The 3827-nt window shown below is 49.8% G+C and carries 5 protein-coding genes; 1 reads left to right on the plus strand and 4 read right to left on the minus strand.

Annotated features, from left to right (window positions below):
• Nucleotides 1–6: 6 nt before the first annotated feature.
• The 3 genes from HOK28_02470 to HOK28_02480 form a co-directional block, all read right to left on the minus strand.
• Nucleotides 7–714: a class I SAM-dependent methyltransferase gene (locus tag HOK28_02470; protein ID MBT6431926.1), complete on the minus strand. Its 708-nt coding sequence runs from the start codon at nucleotides 712–714 to the stop codon at nucleotides 7–9.
• A gap of 24 nt (nucleotides 715–738) precedes the next feature.
• Nucleotides 739–882, minus strand: a complete 144-nt coding sequence (locus tag HOK28_02475; protein MBT6431927.1) for a hypothetical protein — start codon at nucleotides 880–882, stop codon at nucleotides 739–741.
• A gap of 81 nt (nucleotides 883–963) precedes the next feature.
• The gene (locus HOK28_02480; protein MBT6431928.1) at nucleotides 964–1377 is read right to left on the minus strand and encodes a PaaI family thioesterase; all 414 of its coding nucleotides are present in this window, start codon (nucleotides 1375–1377) and stop codon (nucleotides 964–966) included.
• 139 nt (nucleotides 1378–1516) lie between these two features.
• On the opposite strand from HOK28_02480, the gene HOK28_02485 reads away from it, so the two are divergent.
• Nucleotides 1517–2695 (plus strand): alanine--glyoxylate aminotransferase family protein, encoded by a 1179-nt coding sequence (locus tag HOK28_02485; GenBank protein MBT6431929.1) that lies wholly within the window; start codon nucleotides 1517–1519, stop codon nucleotides 2693–2695.
• Here HOK28_02485 and kdsA read toward each other — a convergent pair.
• Entirely contained in the window at nucleotides 2692–3513 is an 822-nt protein-coding gene (gene kdsA, locus HOK28_02490) for a 3-deoxy-8-phosphooctulonate synthase (GenBank protein ID MBT6431930.1), read from the minus strand. The genes HOK28_02485 and kdsA overlap by 4 nt on opposite strands.
• Nucleotides 3514–3827: the final 314 nt, after the last annotated feature.

Genomic DNA, 3827 nt, shown 5'->3' on the forward strand with positions numbered 1-3827 from the left:
CACTGATCATGCCATCTCGTGGAGACTAATAGCCTCACGAACCTCACCAAGATTTTCCACATCGTCCACTAAAATTAAACCACCCTCTCGTAAGAGCGGGATACAAGCTCGAATTTCACGAAGCGTGTAATTCCGCTCATGCCAACCGTCGAGTAAAATAAAGTCTGCTTTCGAAACGCCCAAGCGCGCTAGGTTCGGCATCAAGTCTTCACAACTTGGCTGCCAATGTGGCTGATTCTTGTCCAGGCTATATTTTGTGACCATCAAGTTATTTTTCTGCAGACCAAAATGAGACAAAAGTCGCATGACAATCCGCTGAGGATTATCGGCCACGCCGCCCATCGAATAATTGGGGTCCACGGAAACCATCAATGAGTCTGGGTGGGCCGACACAATTAAATTGGAAAACCATGCCAAAGAGGCGCCAAAGCAATTGCCAACCTGGAGCGCAACCAATGGCTTGTCAGTTTGGAGATGTTCTTTTAAAGCATCGGTGCAGGCCTGCAGTGAAGGCTTAGGCATGGACCACTCGCGAATCATCGGTTCAGCCAAACCCTGCCCCGTTAAAAATCGTATTGCCGCCTCATAATCGTAGGTAGTGGAAATGCACTGGCCTAGTAAAAAATCTGCCAGTTGCCCGAGCTGCTCAGCTCTAGCTGGTTTTCCATTAAAGCTGGCTGCCTTAGCCTGTTCACGAAGAATAATAACTTCCAATAGGTTGATGGGTCCTGAACCGGACTAAAATGTGAAACCACCGTTGGAATCAGAAGAGAGCTTGGAAAGTCGACCTTTCAATGCGGATATTGCGTCCTCAAGAGAAGCAGGTGTTAGCTCTAACAAGGATCCCACTTGTTTTTGAATAGACTCTAAATTGGTACTCATGCTTTTCTCCGGGACTTCAAGGTTTCGCCTCTGCCCACAGACTAGATTTCAATCGTACAAAAACCAAGAAATTACATTCCCTTATTCAGGCAAAGCATAGGTGCAGGTTGCATGAGCCACCGCATCCTCTTGCCCTTCTGAGAAAATAAAAACATCACCAAAAGCCAACCGGCGCCCAAGCTTTACAACCTTTGCTTTTGCAACCAGCTCTTTCGCTGCAGGCTTTCTCAAAAAGTTAATTGTCAAATTAGAAGTCACCGCCATGGGCTCCAAACCAATCTTACTAAGAAGCGCAATGTAAAACGCGTAATCCGCGATGGCCATCATGGCCGGGCCACTGATGGTACCGCCCGGACGTAAAAGCTTTTGCTGCGCCGCAAGCGACACACTTGCCTCTCCTTGCCCGATGCTTTCAATCTCTGCACCAAGAATAGAAACAAGCGGCAACTCGGCATCGCAGATGGCCTTGACTTCTTCTTTGGTAACTTTAGGCATAAGCCTCTTCTATCGCATTTTTGGTGGCAAATAAAAGCCAACAAAATCAGGCACTTAAGAGTTTCCCGGCTCGAGCCTTGTCCTGGCGCGTCAAAAATCTTAGGAACTGTTTCTAAAGACTTTCCTGGGAGCACAGATCATGGCCATTGCATCGTTTAATCCACCCGCACGAACCCTTATGGGACCCGGTCCCTCCGACATTCACCCGCGCGTTCTTCAAGCTTTGAGCCGCCCAACCATCGGGCACCTTGATCCGCGCTTTGTGGAAATGATGGATGAGGTCAAAGAACTTCTCCAGTACGCCTTTCAAACCAAAAACGCATTGACCATGCCAGTATCCGCTCCAGGTAGCGCCGGTATGGAAACATGCCTGGTTAACCTCCTTGAGCCCGGCGACAAAATCGTAGTCTGCACCAACGGGGTATTTGGCGGACGCATGAAAGCCATTGTTGAACGCTGCGGCGCCACGGCCATTGAAGTGGTTGATGATTGGGGCAAGCCCGTCGATCCACAAAAAGTAGAAGATGCTCTCAAGAACAACGACGGTGTGAAAGCTGTAGCCTTTGTTCACGCTGAAACATCAACAGGCGCTATGTCTGATGCCAAGGCAATTTCAGAAGCAGCAAAACGACATGGTGCACTTGTCATTGCGGATACCGTTACATCACTTGGCGGCTCACCTCTTAAGGTAGACGAATGGAAACTGGATGCAGTGTATTCAGGCAGTCAAAAATGTCTTTCCTGCACGCCCGGCCTAAGCCCCATCACGCTCAGCGATGAGGCAGCTGAAGTTATCAAAAATCGAAAAACGCCAGTTCAGAGTTGGTTTCTCGATTTGAGCTTGGTGATGGGTTATTGGGGTCCCGGTGCAAAGCGAAGCTATCACCATACTGCTCCTGTCAACGCACTCTACTCACTCCACGAATCACTGGTAATGCTTCAAGAAGAAGGTTTGGAAAATTCTTGGGCGCGGCACGCAAAGAACCACGAAGCCCTTAAAGCTGGCCTTAACGCCATGGGCATCGACTTCATCGTTGAAGAACAATACCGATTGCCACAGCTCAACGCCGTAACCATTCCTGAAGGAACCGATGACCCGGCTGTTCGTAAACTCTTGCTAGAGCGTTATAACCTTGAAATCGGCGGCGGCTTAGGAGCACTGGCCGGTAAGGTTTGGCGAATTGGTCAAATGGGCGCTGCCAGTAACCCGAAAAACATTACGCTTTGCCTATCTGCTCTCGAAACAGCCATCAGCGATTTGGGTGGTAAAGTTGAAAGAGGCGCAGCGCTTGCAGCAGCAGCTAAAGTCTACGGTTAAGACTCAAAACCTCGCCTGACCTTATCGAGGGTGCTCACTTCTGTGAGCACTTTTCGAATCCCCTCAAAGTCCAACGAATTCGGCCCATCTGACAAAGCTTTATCAGGTGAAGGGTGAACTTCGCAGAAGAGTCCATCAATCCCAACAGCCGCTGCCGCCCTTGCTAATACCGGAACAAACTCGCGCTTGCCCCCGGTCGTAGCACTGGCTCCTGCCGGCTGTTGTACCGAATGGGTCGCATCGAAAATCACTGGCGCTTTAGAAACCGCTGCCATGGTTGGCAAGCCGCGCATATCAACCACAAGGTTCCCATAGCCAAAAGTAGAGCCGCGCTCTGTTAAGGCCACGTGTTCACCGCCAGCCTCACGGAACTTCGCAGCTGCATGTTGCATTGCGGCCGGCTCTAAGAACTGCCCCTTTTTAATACAGGTTGGTTTACCCGTCTTTGCGGCGGCGACAATCAAATCGGTTTGCCGGCATAGGAAAGCAGGAATCTGTAAAACATCGACAACGTCGGCAACCGGTGCTGCCTGTTCAGGCAAGTGAATGTCAGTAAGCGTCGGTAGGTCCAGCTCATCTTGAACTGCCCTAAGAATTTTCAGCCCCTCATCGATACCTGGACCGCGATAACTTGTGATGGATGTGCGGTTGGCCTTATCGAATGATGCTTTAAAGATATAACCCACCCCAAATTCACTCGTGAGCTTTTTAAGTTCACGGGCCACCTCTAAACAGAGTTCTTTGCTCTCGGCCGCACACGGGCCTGCAATCAGGACGAGACTTTGACGGGTAAAGAGATCAAGAACTGCTTGCTTCATTATATTGTGAACCATCTACGACCCACAGCGCTTATCCTGCATGAGGCGTGTTGTGAGTCAAAGTTAGAATATACCAAACCAACACAAATTTTAACACAGAGCCTTCTGAAATAAAACGGGTTGCCGAGGCAGAGCCAACTGCGAATCAGTCCTCAACCGGCTGCCATTGCTCGATGGAATCGAGCCAATCCTGATGCTTCGCATCGGATGGCATTCGCCAATCTCCCCTTGGAGATAATGCAACCGCTCCAACCTTCGGCCCATCGGGGGTGCAAGTACGCTTGAATTGATTCGTAAAGAACCGACGAAAGAAC

It is taken from the genome of Deltaproteobacteria bacterium, from assembly GCA_018668695.1.
In the GTDB taxonomy this organism is placed as follows: domain Bacteria; phylum Myxococcota; class XYA12-FULL-58-9; order XYA12-FULL-58-9; family JABJBS01; genus JABJBS01.

What these genes read in the sequence shown, in the direction of transcription:
- HOK28_02475 (MBT6431927.1), bottom strand. Translation starts at nt 882, where the DNA reads ATGAGTACCAATTTAGAGTCTATTCAAAAACAAGTGGGATCCTTGTTA.
- HOK28_02480 (MBT6431928.1), bottom strand. Translation starts at nt 1,377, where the DNA reads ATGCCTAAAGTTACCAAAGAAGAAGTCAAGGCCATCTGCGATGCCGAG.
- HOK28_02485 (MBT6431929.1), top strand. Translation starts at nt 1,517, where the DNA reads ATGGCCATTGCATCGTTTAATCCACCCGCACGAACCCTTATGGGACCC.
- kdsA (MBT6431930.1), bottom strand. Translation starts at nt 3,513, where the DNA reads ATGAAGCAAGCAGTTCTTGATCTCTTTACCCGTCAAAGTCTCGTCCTG.